Raw genomic sequence first — 14,426 nt, 5'->3', positions numbered from 1 at the left:
CCCCAGGTCAAGAGGGGTTTTTCCACAGGTTGAGGGGTCGAACAGGCCGCCACGGCGTTGGGCCTGGGGATTCCGCCCTTCCCCAGGCCCAGAACTTGACAGTCCGCCCCCAGTCCTTTGCGCCCCCTGCCGGGGATCTCGCCAAGGCCCGCCAGGCCGCTCATGGGCTGGCTGTCTCAGGCTTGGGCCAGGTGGATTCGACGCCGCCAGGCCGCTTTGACGTCACCCCCCTCCCCGTGGCTTTCTGGGTGCACCCAAGAGGATTCATGCCCATGCATCACGATGGCCAAGAGCCCCGGGGCCGCGCTGACATCAGCCTGGAAGCGGAGATCCCCGAAGACCTCTTCAATGGCATGCACGAGTTCATGCGCAGCCACCCCCATTGGGATCAGTACCGCCTGATCACCTCCGCCCTGGCCGGTTTCCTGTTCCAGAACGGCTGCAGTGATCGCTGCGTCACCCAGCACTACCTAGATGGCCTGTTCATGAAGGCCGGCTCCAGCTGAGGCCCGGCAGCGAGGAAAAACGCCAAAAAAAAGCGGAAGCTGCCGCTCCCGCCGTTTCTCCCTTGCCCGACCCGTTGAAAGGTCGCCTGCGAATTGTGCGGCCTGAGATCCAGCCGGGTTGTGGTCATCGACACCAGTTGCACCCGCTGGTGTGCAGCCGCTCACATCCCGGAGCGGCGCAGATCCGCCGCCGCTCTCTCGCAGGCTCGCCAGGTGATCGCCATTTCCGTCAGGGTCGGGCTCTGCCAGCCGGCGCTGGGCCAACAGGACCCGTCGGTCACCAGCAGGTTCGGCGCTTGCCAGTGGCGGTTCCACGGATCAAGCACCCCGTCCTCCCGGCTTGAAGTCATGCGCGCGCCGCCCAGCTCGTGGACGTAGTAACCGGGCGGTGCGGCCGTGGGGGCGAGGGCCACGCTGCGGCAAAGCAGGGGTTCAGCCAAGGGGAACAGGAACAGGTCCTGGAGGGGGTGGATCTCTCCGCCACCGGCCGCCACCACCTGCTGCATCCGCTCCTGCATGTGCGCCACCAAGCTCAACTCGTTCTCCCCCCAGTGGCAGTCGATGTGAGCGGCCGGCAGCCCCCAGGCGTCGCTGACGGAAGTACTGAGCGTGAGCCGGTTTCCGGCCTGGGGGAGCACCTCGCCGTGACCGATCAGGAAACCCACCGCTTCGCGGGGGTGGCGCTTGAACGGCGCTGGTGGATCAAAGCGCTGCACCCCCACCCAGAGGCCATAGCCGCGCAGGAAGGGCAGATCACCGCGGCCATCGAGATTCAGTGTGTTGGGAATGAAGGCGCTGCCAGCCCCTGACAGTTCCGCCACCTCAGCTGGTGGCGGCTGATCGGGCAGGGCAAAGAAGCGGCTGCTGGAGATGTGATCCATCAGATACCGCCCCAGGCAGCCCGAGCCATCAGGCAGGCCCCGGCTCTGGTGCGGTTCGCCGGAGTGCAGCAGGATCCGCACGCTCTCGAGAGTGGAGGCACAGAGCACCACCAGTCGGGCCCGGGCGCGGTGGCGAGCGCCGCTGAGCCGATCGAGAAAAACGACCCCATCTGCGAGCCCGCCGCTGCCGATCTCCACATGGCTCACCACCGCATTGCTGCGCAGGCAGACCCGGCCGATTTTCAGGGCACGGGCCAGGGCACCACCCTGGGAGCAGGAACGGGGCCATGGACTGCTGGCCGTACGTGGCTGCAGCCGGAAGCCGCGCGAGTGGATCAGGGGCAGGCCCAGCTCGCGGGAGATCGCGCCACCCAGGTGCTCCTCGGCGGGAGTGAACGGCAGGGGAGGCAGGTATTGGCCGTCTGGAAGCTGGGGCAGCCCGTCGCACTGGCCGTGCACCCCGAGCATGCGCTCAAGCCGGTCGTAGTAGGGGTTGAGATCCTCCCCGGCAATCGGCCAGGACAGGCCATGGCCATCACGTTCGGCCGCCCAGAACTCGTGGTCGGAGAGGCGCAGCGTGATGCCCCCCCAGGTGAGACTCCTGCCGCCCACCTGCCGCCCGCGGCTCCACAGGAATGGACGCTGCTCGGGAGTTGTGTACGGGTTCTCGATCTCATCGACATACAGATCGGGGTTGGTCTTCCAGTACCCCGGATGCTGACTCTGCAGGTTCTGGCGTCCGCTGCTGAGGTTGGCCAGCCGGCGAAGGCTGTTGCCTGGCTCTCGACCGAAGGCCCTTGCCGGGCTCAGATCGGGGCCAGCCTCCAGCACCAGCACCCCCAGGCCCGCCTCCGCCAGCACCATCGCGGCCACACCGCCCGTGGCTCCTGAGCCCACCACCACGGCGTCATAGGTGAGGGATGGATCGAAGCTTGGGGAAGTGGCAAGGCCAGACGACATCCGATGGCTTCTCAGCCGGCAGCAGGGGGCGACGTTAGGGCAGAGCTTCATCGACCCGCCATCAAAAAGCCCGGCCATCTGAAGATGACCGGTCTCCGTGATTTGGTGGCGGGGAGGAGATTTGAACTCCTGACCTTCGGGTTATGAGCCCGACGAGCTACCAGACTGCTCTACCCCGCGGCGCTGGATTGAGAGTACCAGCCCATGGTGCCCGCCAGCAAACCGAAGCCCTCAGGGGGTAGCGGCGTCGAAGCGCAACTCTCCGCTCACTGCCAGTTCGAGTCCCTCCCCTGGCACCAGGAACTGGCGCTTGAGGTCTTCTAGGGTGATCGGGGTCAGCCAGTCGAGCTGCTCAAGCAGGTGCAGAGCCACGGCGTGCTTGGCCCGGCTGGCGCCGTCTTCCACCTTGATCGCCAGACCAAGACCCTCGCCCACCCGGCTGAGGCATTGGATGCCCTCGGCACCACCCTTGCTGATCACCATGCCGTGACCCCGGGCCATCAACTCGGTGTCGAATCGGCCCTCACCGGCCACCAGTTCCGGGTAGGCGAGCATCGCCCTGCTGAGCCGTTCCAGATCCGCATGCTCGGAGGAGCCGAGATGGGCGAAGAGCAGGGCCATCTGGGCCAGGGGCAGCTGCAGTGTCGGTGCACCGCAGTCGTCGCGAGCGGTGACCAGCTCGGCCCCTGGCAGCCCCAGCAGCTCCCCGACCCGGCGCAGCATCTGTTGCTGCAGTGGATGGTCCACGTGCAGATAGCTTTCCAGCGGCCAGTGCAGACGCCGGCAGGTGGTGAGGAAAGCCGCGTGTTTGCCGGAGCAGTTGTGCTGGAGCGGGCTGTCGGCACCCACCGGGGTCGGACACTGCAGCTGTTCGGCTTCGATGTCGGCGCTCCAGAGGATCTTGAAGGCCTCGCGGGCGTGGGCGGCGGTGCCGGTATGGGAGGCACAGGCAATGGCCAGTCCGCGGTCGCCACTGCCGGTCTGATCGGCGGCGCCGCTGCTCACGAAGACCATGGCCTGGAACGGCTTCAGCGCCGAGCGCACGAAGCTGAGCTGCTGGGGGTCACCGGCACGCATCAGGACCCGGCCGCGCTTGTCGCAGACCACAGCGTGGACGCGATGGAGCGACTCCGCGATGCCGTTGCGCAGCAGACGCACCTCCAGGGGAGGAACCCCGGGGCGCTGAGGGCTGCCGAAGCTGGAAGACAGGGTCATCGGGGAGGAAAAGGGACCGCGGTTGGAGCGCTCAGAGAGCCTGGCAGAGGCCTGAACCCCCCAGGAGCAACAGAATGGCGAGGCTGAGGGCCTGGCGCAGCCGCAAGAGCACGGGCCGCACCTGGTGACGGGCCACCAGCAGATCCTGCTGGCGCCAGGCCAGGGGCTTCTCCCACACCTGGCCGTCGTACCACCCTGATTCCTCGTACTCCACCCGCTCGGAGAGCAAGCGACGGTTGACATAGGACCAGCCCAGCCACTGACGTGTCAGCAGCAGCAGGGCAGGCAGCACTGCCGCTACGGCGGCCACAGCCGCCAGCCGCAGGGGGGCATGGCGCAGGGGCCAGCTGCCTGAGCTGATCAAGGCGGTGAGCGGCAGAGCCAGAAGCCAGCTGATCAGGAGGGGCCGTCTCAGACCTGCGTTGGTGAGAGACGGCCAGGCGAAAAACCAGGAGGCGCAAAGCTGGCGGTATTCCTCGAGGGGACGCTGCTCGGGCGGTACCGGGCAGGGACTCTCCGAGCAGGCCTGATCCATGGCAGTCACAGGGAAGTCACCGGGAGGTCTCTGGGCTGCTGTCGAGCTGCCCAGTGGGACCATTCATTGGGACAGGGGCTGAGTGGAGCTTAGGAATGGCTCGTGCTCACCGTGCCCCCAGAAGGATTCCAGGTCGTAGTAGCGGCGCTCTGCTGGAGTGAGCACATGAACGATCAGCTCGCCGTAGTCGAGCAGCACCCAGCGGCCTTCGCTCTGACCTTCCTTGCGCAGGGGCAGGCGACCTGCCTCCAGCTCAAGCCGGTCCTCCACCGAGCGGGCAATGGCCCTCACCTGCACTTCTGAAAGGCCGGAGCAGATCACGAACCAGTCGGCCAGGGAGGAGACCTCCTCCACCCGGATCAGACAGATGTCAACGGCCTTGCGGTCGTCACAGGCCTCGGCTGCAAGCAGGGCCAGCGCCCGGCTGTCTCCGGATGCCAGCACAGTGGGGCTGGGAGATGATTCAGCCATATACGTTCTCGCTGGTCACGGACTGGCGGCTTCCCTGCTGTTGAGCCATTTCAGCGCGGGCTCGCCCAGCACTCTTGCGCAGGGCCTCAAGGCGGTCTTCGTAAAAGGAGCGACGGCGTTTCTTGCGGGTCTGCTCAAGCAGTTCCTTTAGCGCTCCCCCCAGGCTCTTGTAGGCGTTGGGGAGGGTGTAGCCGAAACGGCAGGCCAGGGAAATGGCTCGCTCGTCGGCGGCGATGGCGTCCTGCAGACGCTTCTCGTTGTTGTTCTTGAGATAGAGGCGGTAGCCGGCGAAGCCGGAGAGCCCCAGAGCCATCATCAGCAGCAATCCGTCCTGGACCCAGAGTTCGCCGATGGCGCCACCCAGGCCGATGGCCAGGGCCGCCATCTCCCAGCCGTCGCGGGGGACGGCGTCGTTCTGGATGCGCCCCACCTCATGCCAGAAGAGCAGGTTGCGGTGATCGAGGGCGAAAGGCTCCCACTTGAGCAGATCCACCTGAACCTCCACCTCGTCGCGACCGATCTCCTCAATCGTGATCAGCGGGGGATCGGCGGAAGCGGCCGCTTCCACGAACACCCAGCTCTGCATCTCCGGGGGGAGGAGCCCCTTCAGGCGCTGGAGTTCGCTCATGGAGCCACGTTCGCTGATCACAAGATGCTCACGTTAGCGAGGACACAGCGCCCAACCGCCAAGCCTGGTGGTGGGGCCGTGAGAGGCTGGCGTCGTTTGGCAGTTCAAGCGCCGCCCATGCCCCGCCGGTCGGATCTGCGTCGCATCCTTCTGCTGGGCTCGGGACCGATCGTGATCGGCCAGGCCTGCGAATTTGACTACTCGGGCACCCAGGCCTGCAAGGCCCTGCGTGACGAGGGTTACGAAGTGGTGTTGGTGAACTCCAACCCCGCCTCGATCATGACCGACCCGGAGATGGCGGATCGGACGTACATCGAGCCGCTCACCCCCGCCGTGGTGCGGCAGGTGATCGAGCTGGAGCGTCCCGATGCCCTGCTGCCCACCATGGGCGGCCAGACAGCTCTCAACCTGGCCGTCACCCTGGCGGAGGACGGCACCCTCGAGCAGTTCGGAGTGGAGCTGATCGGGGCCAACCTCGAAGCGATCCAGAAGGCCGAAGACCGGCGCCTGTTCAAGGAAGCCATGGAGCGGATCGGGGTGGCGGTGTGTCCCTCCGGCATCGCCTCCTCCCTGGAGGAAGCCGAGCGCGTGGGTGAAGAGATCGGCACCTATCCACTCATAATCCGGCCGGCTTTTACCCTGGGCGGCTCCGGCGGCGGCATCGCCTACAACCCCGAGGAGTTCCAGGCCTTCTGCAAGAGCGGACTGGTGGCCAGCCCGGTCTCCCAGATCCTGATCGAGCGTTCGCTGATCGGCTGGAAGGAATTTGAGCTGGAGGTGATGCGTGATCTGGCCGACAACGTGGTGATCATCTGCAGCATCGAGAACCTCGACCCGATGGGGGTGCATACGGGCGATTCGATCACCGTGGCGCCGGCCCAGACACTCACCGACCGCGAATACCAGCGGCTGCGCGACCAGTCGATCGCGATCATCCGTGAAATCGGCGTGGAGACCGGCGGCAGCAACATCCAGTTCGCCATCAACCCCGCCAACGGCGACGTGGTGGTGATCGAGATGAACCCGCGGGTGAGCCGCTCCTCGGCCCTGGCCTCGAAGGCCACCGGCTTCCCGATCGCCAAGATCGCTGCCCGCCTGGCGGTGGGGTACACCCTCGACGAGATCCTCAACGACATCACCGGAGCCACACCGGCCTGCTTCGAGCCCACGATCGATTACGTGGTCACCAAGATCCCCCGCTTCGCCTTCGAAAAGTTTCGCGGCAGCCCGGCCGTGCTCACCACCTCGATGAAATCGGTGGGGGAGGCGATGGCGATCGGCCGCTGCTTCGAGGAGTCGTTCCAGAAGGCCCTGCGCTCCCTGGAAACCGGCCATGCCGGCTGGGGCTGCGATCGCCCCGATCAGCCGCTGGAGTCGAGTGACCTGGAGCGGATGCTGCGCACCCCTTCGCCGGATCGCATCTTCGCGGTGCGCGCCGCCATGGTGGCCGGCCGCAGCGACGCCGAGATCCATCAGCTCAGCGCCATCGATCCCTGGTTCATCGCCAAGCTTCGGCGCCTGATCGAGGCCGAAGACCGCCTGTTGCGGGGACGGTCTCTCCAGCAGCTCTCGGCTGCGGATCTGCTGGAGCTGAAGCAGCTGGGCTTCTCCGACCGCCAGATCGCCTGGGCCAGCGGCAGCGATGAGCTGAGTGTGCGCCGCACACGCCAGGGGCTCGGTGTGAACGCCCTGTTCAAGACGGTGGACACCTGCGCGGCGGAATTCGCCTCCAACACCCCATATCACTACTCCACCTACGAGCGTCCAATCGAGCACCTCGACGACGTCGGCATTCCAATCCGCCTTGCAGCCCAGGATGAGGTGCAACCGGAGTCACGCCGCAAGGTGATGATCCTCGGCGGCGGTCCCAACCGCATTGGCCAGGGCATCGAATTCGACTACTGCTGCTGCCACGCCTCCTTCGCCCTGCGGGCCGATGGCTTCGCCACCGTGATGGTGAACAGCAACCCGGAGACGGTCTCGACCGACTACGACACCAGCGATCGTCTCTACTTCGAGCCGCTCACCCTCGAAGATGTGCTCAACGTGATCGAGGCTGAGAAACCCGAGGGGGTGATCGTTCAGTTCGGTGGCCAGACCCCGCTCAAGCTCGCGCTCCCCCTGCTGCGCTGGCTGGCAGGGCCGGAGGGCCAGGCCACCGGCACCCGCCTCTGGGGCACCTCACCGGAGTCGATCGATCAGGCCGAAGACCGGGAGCAGTTCGAAGCGATTCTGCGCCGCCTGAACATCCGCCAACCCAGTAACGGACTGGCCCGCAGCGCTGTCGAGGCCCGCGCCGTGGCCGATCGGGTGGGCTACCCGGTGGTGGTGCGCCCCAGCTATGTGCTCGGGGGACGAGCAATGGAGGTGGTCTTCGATGAAGGGGAACTCAACCGCTACATGGTGGAGGCGGTGCAGGTGGAACCCGATCACCCCATCCTGATCGACAAGTACCTCGAGAACGCCATCGAGGTGGACGTGGATGCCCTCGCCGATCGGCAGGGGTCCGTGGTGATCGGCGGCCTGATGGAGCACATCGAGCCAGCCGGCATCCACTCGGGCGATTCGGCTTGCGCCCTGCCGGCGGTGTCGCTTTCGGAGCAGGCCCTGGCCACGATCCACCAGTGGACCGAAGCTCTGGCTCTGGCCCTCGATGTGAGTGGCCTGATCAATCTCCAGTTTGCAGTGCAGGCCGAGCGGGTGTTCATCATCGAGGCCAATCCCCGCGCCTCGCGCACGGTGCCTTTTGTGGCCAAGGCCACCGGTGTGCCCCTGGCAAAGATCGCCAGCCTGCTGATGGCGGGCCACAGCCTCAGCGAGCTGGGCCTCAGCAGCGAGCCCAGACCACCTCTGCAGAACGTGAAGGAAGCGGTGTTGCCCTTCAAGCGCTTCCCCGGGTCCGACACCCTGCTCGGGCCGGAAATGCGCTCCACTGGTGAAGTGATGGGCAGCGGCGCCAGCTTCGGCATGGCCTACGCCAAGGCCGAGATTGCCGCCGGTGAAGCCCTGCCCCTGGGCGGCACCGTCTTCCTCTCCACCCACGACCGCGACAAACCCTCGCTGGTGCCCGTCGCCAAGCGCCTCTCGGAGTTAGGACTCGCTCTGATCGCCACCACCGGCACTGCAGCGGTGCTGCGGGATGCGGGCCTGGAGGTGGAGTCGATCCTGAAGGTGCATGAAGGCCGCCCCAACATCGAGGACGCGATCCGCTCCGGCCGCATCCAGTTGATCGTGAACACGCCTATCGGCCGCCAGGCCACCCACGACGACCAGTATCTGCGCCGCGCAGCCCTCGACTACGCCGTGCCCACGGTGACCACCCTGGCCGGTGCCCGCGCGGCGGTGGAGGCGATCGCCACCCTGCAGAGCCAGGAGCTCACCGTGGCCGCGCTCCAGGACATCCACGCTGATCCCTCTCGTTAGGGTTGAGGAACTTCGCCCTCGGATCCTTGACCGGCACCGCCACTCCAATCAGCGCCAGCGTCAACCCAGCCGCCAGTGCCACGATCGCTCCTGGCAGCGACATCCGCGAGCTGTTCCGTGCCGCCTACGAGAACCGCTACACCTGGGAACCGGGCTTCGGCGGCTACCGGGGCCGCTGCGTCTGGGAGCAGGGTGAGCAGCGGGTGGAGGGTCAGTTCCGCGTGGGCGCCGACCTCAAGGCCAGCGTTGAGGGCATCGAGGACGAGGAGATCACCAAGGCGATCGGCTCCCAGCTCTGGGAAGTGTGCATTCACCGGGTGCGCCGCAGCTTCGAGCAGACCCACGGCGCCAACACCTTCAGCGCCGGCGATACCGATGCCGTGGGCCTCGAGGTGATCGTGGGCGGCAAGAACGCCGGTGATCGCTACCGCATCAAGGATTCTGTGGTCACGATGGTGCATCGCCAGATCCACGGCACCGTGGTGACGATCTTCACGGGCAGCACCACCGACACCGGTGCCGGCTATCTCAGCCACACCTACAGCAGCCGCTACAGCGATCCGGCCACGGGCGAAGCCCGCGGTGGCACGAGCCGGTTCAGCGACACCTTCGTTCCCCTGGCAGGCATCGGGCCCTGGGTACTCGCTGAGCGGGTGATCACCAGCGACGATCCCGAAGCACCGGGGGGAAGCAGCGTGCAGACCTTCCGCTTCGAGGCCCTTGAGCCGCTGCCCCAGGCTGCAGCTGAACCCTCCGCCTAGATCACTAGCTGACCCACTCGCTCAGGTTCAGACCCCGTCCGGAAGGGCGGGGATGCTCTTGAGCCGTTCGTTCAGCTGAAATGCCATCGACTGGCGGCCCACTGCCAGCACCTTGAGGGTGTCCTCGTAGAGACGAAGCTGGGCATCGGCCACCTGCATGCCCCGCACCAGTTCCTTGACGTCGTCAGGAAGGACGTTGAGCTCGTAGCGCTTCCCCTCGAAGGTGAGCACGGGTGGCTGGTTGGAAGAGGCCGTCAAGGTCACCACTGTTTCGTCGCGGAGGCAGGTTAAGCGGCTGCCGGCGGGCCTTCCAAGCCTGGGGCAGCAAGCGAGGTGCCAGCGGGCGGCAGCTTGGCCGGGGTTGGCCTGCGAATCCGTTTGAAGAAGAACATCAGCAGGGGGCCCACCTGAGCCGCCTCCACCATCTCCCAACCCTCCTTGCCGAGCAGGTTCATGAAGAACTGCAGTTGCTCGGCCGGGTGGCGGGGCGTCTGGGAGGCGCCATAGAACTCGGGGAACTCCCGGGCGATGAATTCCGGGCTGAGGATTCCCTGCAACTTCTGGCTGGCGGCCTGGGGGTCGGGGGGCGCGGGTGGGGAGCTGTTCTCCACGTTGATGTGGATCACCCGGTACTCCCACTGGGGCATCTCAGCCATGGTCGCTCGAGCGTGGAACTGGACTGCGCATCACCGATGGTGGCGGTTCAGGCCGCCACCCGGATCAACTGACGGTCGCACAGCTCGCGGTAGCGGCCGGGACGTGCCATGAGCTGATCATGGCTGCCGCGCTCGATGATGCCGCCTCCTTCGAGCACCAGGATCTGGTCGGCCCCCTGAACTGTGGAGAGGCGGTGAGCAATCACCAGAACGGTGCGACCGGCCATCGCCTGCTTCAGACCCTGCTGCACCGCTTCCTCCGCCTCGGCGTCGAGGGCGCTGGTGGCCTCATCCAGCAACAGCACAGCGGGATCACCGAGCACTGCCCTGGCGATAGCGATGCGCTGGAGCTGGCCGCCGGAGAAATTGCTGCCCCGCTCTTCGATGCGGGAGTGGTAGCCCTCTGGAAGGGCCTCGATGAAACCCGATGCGTTGGCCAGGTGGGCCGCCTTCTGCACCTGCTCGTCGCTGGCAGCGCGCCCGAAGCGGATCGCCTCGGCCACGCTGCCGGAGAACACCCGGCTCTGCTGGGGCACAAGGGCCACAGCCCGTCGCAGGTCGGCGGCCCGCAGGCCCGCCAGGTCCTGGCCGTCAAGCAGCACCCGCCCGCGCTGGGCGGTGTTGAAACGCAACAGCAACGAAAACAGGGTGCTCTTGCCAGCACCTGATGGACCCACGAGGGCCACCAGCTGGCCGGGCTCGGCGCACAGATCAAGATCCCGCAGTACGGGCTGCTCGGGGTCGTAGCCAAACCAGACGTTCTCCAGCCTGAGGCCCCCGCGCACCGGGCCCAGGGGCTTGGCGCCGGGGCGGTCGGGGATCTCCATCGGCTCGCGCTCGATCTCGCGCAGACGGTTGAGGGATGCCTGACCCTGCTGAAACTCGTTGTAGTTGGTGGTGAGGTGTGAGATCGGATCGATCAGCATCAGCAGGGCAGCCACGTAGGAGCTGAACCCTTGACTGTCGAGCCCGCCGGCCTGGATGCGGGCCGCCCCGATCAGCAGCACTGAGAGAATTCCTGCCGCTTCGATGAAGCCCACCACCGGATGTTGCAGAGCCAGCAGGCGCAGGGTGCGGTAACGAGCGCGCCGATGCAGATCGATTTCCTGCTCGAAGCGGTTCTGCAGCCAGGCCTCGGCCGCGAAAGCCCGCACCAGCGGCAGGCCACCGATGGCTTCGGCCAGCAGGCCCGCCAGCTCGCTCACCTGTTTCTGGCTGCGCTCAGCGGCTCCCATCACCCGAGCGCCAAAGCCGCTGACCATCACCGCCACAAGCGGGGCCAGCACCAGCGTGGCCAGGGACAGCTTCCAGTCGAGAAACACCATGTAGCCGAAGACCACCACCAGCTGGAGCAGGCTCGGGGTGGTGTCCTGGATCGTTTTGTAGATCACCTCCCCGACCCGGTCGGCGTCTTCGGTGAGGCGGTAGGTGAGATCACCGGCCGAGAGTTTCTCCAGAGCCGAGAACTCCAGCCGTTGCAGTCGTGCGAACAACTGGCTGCGCAGTGCCTGACTCACCTGCAGCGCCGGGGAGGCCAGCAGGGTGTCCTGACCGAACTGGGCCAGCTTCTGCACCAGGAACACCGCCAGGGCCAGGGCGATCGCCCGCAGAACCCGAGGGAAATCGCCCGCGCCGATAGCCGGAATCAGCTGGCCTGCCAGGGCGGCGAGCAAGGGCCAGCAGGCCACGAACACGAGCATGCACAGGCCACCGGCCACCAGCCTGCGGCGGTGGGGCTTCAGCAGCGGCAGCAGCCCTCGAAAGCCGGCCGGTGGGGGTGCGAGCATCGGCGAACCTTATCAGCGCCGATCCGGCCCCCATTCTTTTGCGGCTTGATCAATTCCTCAAGTTTCATGCCCTGGTGGCAACCGGTGGCGAAGCCAAGCTGCGGGTGCAGGGCGGAGAGGTCAGGGTCAACGGAGCGGTGGAGCGTCGACGCGGCCTTCAGCTGCGGCCGGGGGACACGGTGGAACTCGCGCGCATGAAACTGGTGGTCCCCGCCGAGACCTAGGTTGTGGGGCACTTCTGGGCGAGGACAATCCTGTGCGCAAGGCTGTGATTGCAGGGAACTGGAAGATGCACATGACCTGCGCCGAGGCGCGGGCCTATGCCGCCGCTTTCCTGCCTTTGCTGGGAGACCTGCCCAGTGACCGGGAGGTGGTGCTGGCCCCTCCCTTCACTGCCATTGCCGCCCTGAGTGAAGCTCTCGAGGGCAGCCCTGTGAAGATCGCCTCCCAGAATGTGCACTGGGATGACGTGGGGGCCTACACAGGCATGATCTCGGCCCCGATGCTGCTGGAGCATGGAGTCAGCCACGCGATCGTCGGCCACAGCGAGCCGCGCAAGTACTACAGCGAAACTGACGAGCAGATCAATCTGCGGGCCCGCACGGCCCAGAAGTCCGGAATGATCCCGATTCTGTGCGTGGGCGAGAGCGATTCCCAGCGGGAGGCGGGCGAAGCCGAGCGTGTGATCCGCCGACAGGTGGACCAGGGCCTCGAAGGCCTTGACCCAACTCGCCTGGTGGTGGCTTACGAGCCGATCTGGGCGATCGGCACCGGCAAGACCTGCGGTGCCGAAGAAGCCAACCGCCTCTGCGCTCTTATCCGTGGCTGGGTTGGCTACGACGATGTGGTGATCCAGTACGGCGGCTCGGTCAAGGCGGAGAACATCGACCTGCTGATGGCCCAACCTGACATCGATGGCGTGCTGGTGGGCGGAGCCTCACTGGATCCCACCGGCTTTGCGCGCATTGCTTGTTACCAGGTGCCTGTGGCCGCCTGAAGCAGATTGGGCAGCAACCTGATTAGGCCGCAAAGGGTGCGCCGTCAGAACACCTCGATCGGGGCAGCCAGGGGCTGATCGGCCTGCTCAGCTGAGTCCACCTGAACGCGCACGCTGCGGGCACGACGAGCCGATTCACCGCAGCTGCGGGGGGTGGGGAAGAGCTTGCCGGGGTTGGCTCGACCCTCGGGATCGAAGGCGTTGCGCACCAGTTGCATCGTGCCCAGGTCGTCGGGTGAGAACATCCAATCCATGTAGCAGCGCTTGTCGGCTCCCACCCCGTGTTCGCCGGTGATGCTGCCGCCGGCATCGATGCAGAGTCGCAGGATGTCGGCGCCGAGGGCCTGAACCCTTTCCTGCACGTTGTTCTGGTTGGCGTCGTAGAGGATCAGCGGGTGCAGATTGCCGTCGCCGGCATGGAAAACGTTGGCCACCGGCAGGGCATAGCGGCGGCTGAGCACCTCGATGGCCGCCAGTACTCGGGGCAGGGCGCTGCGGGGAACGACCCCGTCCTGAACGTAATAGGTGGGGGTGATCCTGCCGACGGCCGCGAAGGCCGATTTGCGTCCCTTCCAGAGCATGGCTCGATCGGTCTCTGATTCGGCCCGGCGCAGGGAGCGGGCTCCGGCCTGGCGGCAGAGCTCCATGGCCCGCTCCGCCGCGGCGCTCACCTCCTCGAGTCGGCCATCGAGCTCGATCAGCAGCACCGCCGCGGCGTCGCGGGGGTACTCATCGCAACCGAAGAGGTCGTCGACGGCGTTGATCGTGAAGTTGTCCATGATCTCCATCCCCGCCGGCAGCACCCCCGCTTCGGTGACGAGGCGCACGGCCTCACCAGCCGCTTCCATCGAGGGGAAATCCGCCAGCAGCACCTGCACCGTCTGGGGCTGAGGCAGTAGCCGCAGGGTGATGGCGGTGGCAATGCCGAGGGTGCCCTCACTGCCGATGAAGACGCCACGCAGATCCAGGCCCGGCATTTCCGCCAGGCTTCCCCCCAGACGGGTGATGCGGCCATCGGGGAGCACGACCTCCAACTCCAGGACGTGGTTGCTGGTGACGCCGTACTTGAGGCAGTGCACCCCCCCGGCGTTCTCGGCCACGTTTCCGCCGATGCTGCAGACCACCTGGCTGGAGGGGTCGGGTGCGTAGTAGAAGCCATCGCCGGCCACGGCGCGGGTTACCCAGCTGTTGATCACCCCCGGCTGGACGGTGATGCGCTGGTTTTCCAGATCCAGAGCCAGCACCGAGCGCATACGGCTGGTCACCACCAACAGCGACTCCTGCTCCGCCACGGCTCCACCGGAGAGGCCAGTGCCGCTGCCCCGGGCCACAAAGGGCACGCCCTCCTCCTGGCAGAGGCGCAGGACCGCGGCCACCTGCTCGGTGGTTTCGGGCAACACCACCAGGGGTGGTTCATGTCGCTGCAGGGTCAGGCCATCACTGTCATAAGTGAGCAGCTCCGCGCGACGGGCAACCACCGCCCTGGTGGGCAGCAGCTGGCGCAGGCGCCGCTCGATCCGCCTCCAGGGCAGGGTCAGGGCAGGCGGCTCGGCCAAGGGGTCAGCCAATAACAGGTTCCAGCCTTGTGACCATAGCGAGCATGGCG

14 protein-coding genes and 1 tRNA gene are annotated in these 14,426 nt (G+C 66.5%); 5 read left to right on the top strand and 10 right to left on the bottom strand.

Features of this window, described 5'->3' with window-relative positions:
- The first annotated feature begins 272 nt into the window (after window positions 1-272).
- Complete coding sequence (locus KBY77_RS12165) at window positions 273-506, top strand: DUF2811 domain-containing protein (protein ID WP_255104850.1); 234 nt, start codon at window positions 273-275, stop codon at window positions 504-506.
- A 161-nt stretch (window positions 507-667) separates the two neighbouring features.
- Here the strand turns inward: KBY77_RS12165 and KBY77_RS12160 are convergent, their stop codons facing one another.
- From KBY77_RS12160 to KBY77_RS12135, 6 genes are all read right to left on the bottom strand, one after another.
- The gene (locus tag KBY77_RS12160; protein WP_255104778.1) at window positions 668-2,347 is read right to left on the bottom strand and encodes a GMC oxidoreductase; all 1,680 of its coding nucleotides are present in this window, start codon (window positions 2,345-2,347) and stop codon (window positions 668-670) included.
- Window positions 2,348-2,450: 103 nt separating this feature from the next.
- Window positions 2,451-2,527 (bottom strand) — tRNA-Met (locus tag KBY77_RS12155).
- Between the two features lie 51 nt (window positions 2,528-2,578).
- Complete coding sequence (locus KBY77_RS12150; protein ID WP_255104776.1) at window positions 2,579-3,562, bottom strand: asparaginase; 984 nt, start codon at window positions 3,560-3,562, stop codon at window positions 2,579-2,581.
- Between the two features lie 31 nt (window positions 3,563-3,593).
- On the bottom strand, window positions 3,594-4,097 hold the full coding sequence (locus tag KBY77_RS12145; RefSeq protein WP_255104773.1) for a CGLD27 family protein: 504 nt from the start codon (window positions 4,095-4,097) through the stop codon (window positions 3,594-3,596).
- A 63-nt stretch (window positions 4,098-4,160) separates the two neighbouring features.
- A complete protein-coding gene (rsfS, locus tag KBY77_RS12140; protein ID WP_255104771.1) occupies window positions 4,161-4,568 on the bottom strand; it encodes a ribosome silencing factor in 408 nt (135 codons plus the stop codon).
- On the bottom strand, window positions 4,561-5,196 hold the full coding sequence (locus tag KBY77_RS12135; protein ID WP_094553793.1) for a DUF3318 domain-containing protein: 636 nt from the start codon (window positions 5,194-5,196) through the stop codon (window positions 4,561-4,563). The genes rsfS and KBY77_RS12135 overlap by 8 nt, the downstream gene beginning before the upstream one ends.
- A 117-nt stretch (window positions 5,197-5,313) precedes the next feature.
- Here KBY77_RS12135 and carB point away from each other — a divergent pair, with 117 nt between their 5' ends.
- On the top strand, window positions 5,314-8,619 hold the full coding sequence (gene carB, locus KBY77_RS12130) for a carbamoyl-phosphate synthase large subunit (protein WP_255104769.1): 3,306 nt from the start codon (window positions 5,314-5,316) through the stop codon (window positions 8,617-8,619).
- 26 nt (window positions 8,620-8,645) lie between these two features.
- Entirely contained in the window at window positions 8,646-9,380 is a 735-nt protein-coding gene (locus tag KBY77_RS12125; RefSeq protein ID WP_255104767.1) for a DUF3386 domain-containing protein, read from the top strand.
- Between the two features lie 27 nt (window positions 9,381-9,407).
- On the opposite strand, the gene KBY77_RS12120 is transcribed toward KBY77_RS12125, so the two are convergent.
- The 3 genes from KBY77_RS12120 to KBY77_RS12110 are packed head-to-tail and all read right to left on the bottom strand — an operon-like array spanning window position 9,408 to window position 11,823.
- Window positions 9,408-9,638, bottom strand: coding sequence for a DUF6447 family protein (locus KBY77_RS12120; protein ID WP_094554089.1), 231 nt, complete (start codon window positions 9,636-9,638; stop codon window positions 9,408-9,410).
- A 29-nt stretch (window positions 9,639-9,667) separates the two neighbouring features.
- Window positions 9,668-10,036, bottom strand: a complete 369-nt coding sequence (locus KBY77_RS12115; protein ID WP_255104765.1) for a hypothetical protein — start codon at window positions 10,034-10,036, stop codon at window positions 9,668-9,670.
- Window positions 10,037-10,083: 47 nt separating this feature from the next.
- Entirely contained in the window at window positions 10,084-11,823 is a 1,740-nt protein-coding gene (locus KBY77_RS12110; protein ID WP_255104763.1) for an ABC transporter ATP-binding protein, read from the bottom strand.
- On the opposite strand from KBY77_RS12110, the gene KBY77_RS12105 reads away from it, so the two are divergent.
- Together KBY77_RS12105 and tpiA are read left to right on the top strand one after the other, a co-directional pair.
- Window positions 11,814-12,047 (top strand): RNA-binding S4 domain-containing protein, encoded by a 234-nt coding sequence (locus tag KBY77_RS12105; RefSeq protein ID WP_399212790.1) that lies wholly within the window; start codon window positions 11,814-11,816, stop codon window positions 12,045-12,047. The genes KBY77_RS12110 and KBY77_RS12105 overlap by 10 nt on opposite strands.
- A gap of 32 nt (window positions 12,048-12,079) precedes the next feature.
- Window positions 12,080-12,820 carry a triose-phosphate isomerase gene (gene tpiA, locus KBY77_RS12100; protein WP_255093487.1) on the top strand — a complete coding sequence of 247 codons (741 nt, stop codon included), beginning with the start codon at window positions 12,080-12,082 and terminating at the stop codon, window positions 12,818-12,820.
- Between the two features lie 44 nt (window positions 12,821-12,864).
- Here the strand turns inward: tpiA and KBY77_RS12095 are convergent, their stop codons facing one another.
- Window positions 12,865-14,376 carry an FAD-linked oxidase C-terminal domain-containing protein gene (locus KBY77_RS12095; RefSeq protein ID WP_255104761.1) on the bottom strand — a complete coding sequence of 504 codons (1,512 nt, stop codon included), beginning with the start codon at window positions 14,374-14,376 and terminating at the stop codon, window positions 12,865-12,867.
- Between the last annotated feature and the right edge of the window lie 50 nt (window positions 14,377-14,426).

Source organism: Synechococcus sp. Cruz-7E5 (assembly GCF_024345995.1).
GTDB lineage: Bacteria > Cyanobacteriota > Cyanobacteriia > PCC-6307 > Cyanobiaceae > Regnicoccus_A.
Note: the sequence above shows the minus strand (reverse complement) of the source record. Positions and strands in the feature narration are given on the sequence as shown.